This window comes from Beijerinckia sp. L45 (assembly GCF_009765775.1).
Lineage (GTDB): Bacteria > Pseudomonadota > Alphaproteobacteria > Rhizobiales > Beijerinckiaceae > RH-AL1.
Window position 1 is genome coordinate 1 of record NZ_LMUU01000187.1, and the last position, 939, is coordinate 939.

The following is a 939-nucleotide window of genomic DNA, read 5'->3' on the forward strand; positions in this document are numbered from 1 at the left end:
GAACGCACCGGCGTCTTCACCAGCCTGGTCAAGGAAGACAGCGATATTTCCGGGCTCGTCGCCTATTCCATCTACAAGCAGAACAAGCTGGATTGGCTGCAGGCCTTCGAGGCGATCAAGGGCCGCGTGCCCGACGAGGCGGAACTCGCGGCCTATAATATCGGCGAAAGCACGCCGCGCCGCCTCGCGACATACCGCCACCTCGCGGATTCGACGCTTGCCGGCAACGGGCCGGATGTCGGGTCAGCGCGCCCGGCACCAGGCCGGGCCGTCTCGACGTCCGGCGCGCTGACGCCGCGCCTGCTCGTGGTCTACGCGGTGATCGCCGTGCTCGTCGTCGCCGGCTTCTGGCTCGCAGCGCACTATACGGTGAGCAACCACTAAATCGCAGCCATCAGATCCCGAGCAGGCTGAGCTGCTCGCCGACACGCGTCGGCGGCACGAACAGGTCGGTGCGCAGGCTCGACCGTGTCTTGGCGAAGCCGTTCTTCGCCAAGGCCATTTCGAACCGGCGCCCGATCATCCAGGCGTAGGGGCCGGTGCCGATCATCCGCTTGCCCCAGGTCGAGTCATAGACCTTGCCGTCGCGCACCGACTGCACCAGCGTCATCACGTGCTTCAGCTTGTCCGGGAAATGGACGAGCAGCCATTCCTGAAAGATCTCGCGCAGCTCGAGCGGCAGGCGCAGCATCACGTAGCCGGCTTCCCGCGCACCCATCGCCGAGGCGCGGGTCAGGATCGTCTCGATCTCGGAATCGTTGATCGCGGGAATGATCGGCGCCACCATCACCGTGGTCGGAATACCGGCCTTGCTGAGCTGTTCGATTGCGTGCAGGCGCCGCTCCGGCGAACTCGCGCGTGGTTCCAGCCGCCGCGCCAGGTCGGGGTCGAGCGTGGTGATCGACAAGGCCACCTTCACCAGACCCTTTTCCGCCATCG

Annotated in this window: 1 protein-coding gene and 1 pseudogene; one reads left to right on the forward strand and one right to left on the reverse strand. The window is 65.8% G+C overall.

The annotated features are described in order from the left end of the window. A pseudogene (locus GSQ79_RS20370) lies at nt 1-384 on the forward strand (hypothetical protein); the annotation flags it as partial. Nucleotides 385-394: 10 nt separating this feature from the next. Here the strand turns inward: GSQ79_RS20370 and GSQ79_RS20375 are convergent. Then, the coding region (locus GSQ79_RS20375) for a radical SAM protein (RefSeq protein ID WP_158810508.1) at nt 395-939 on the reverse strand (545 nt) is incomplete at its 5' end.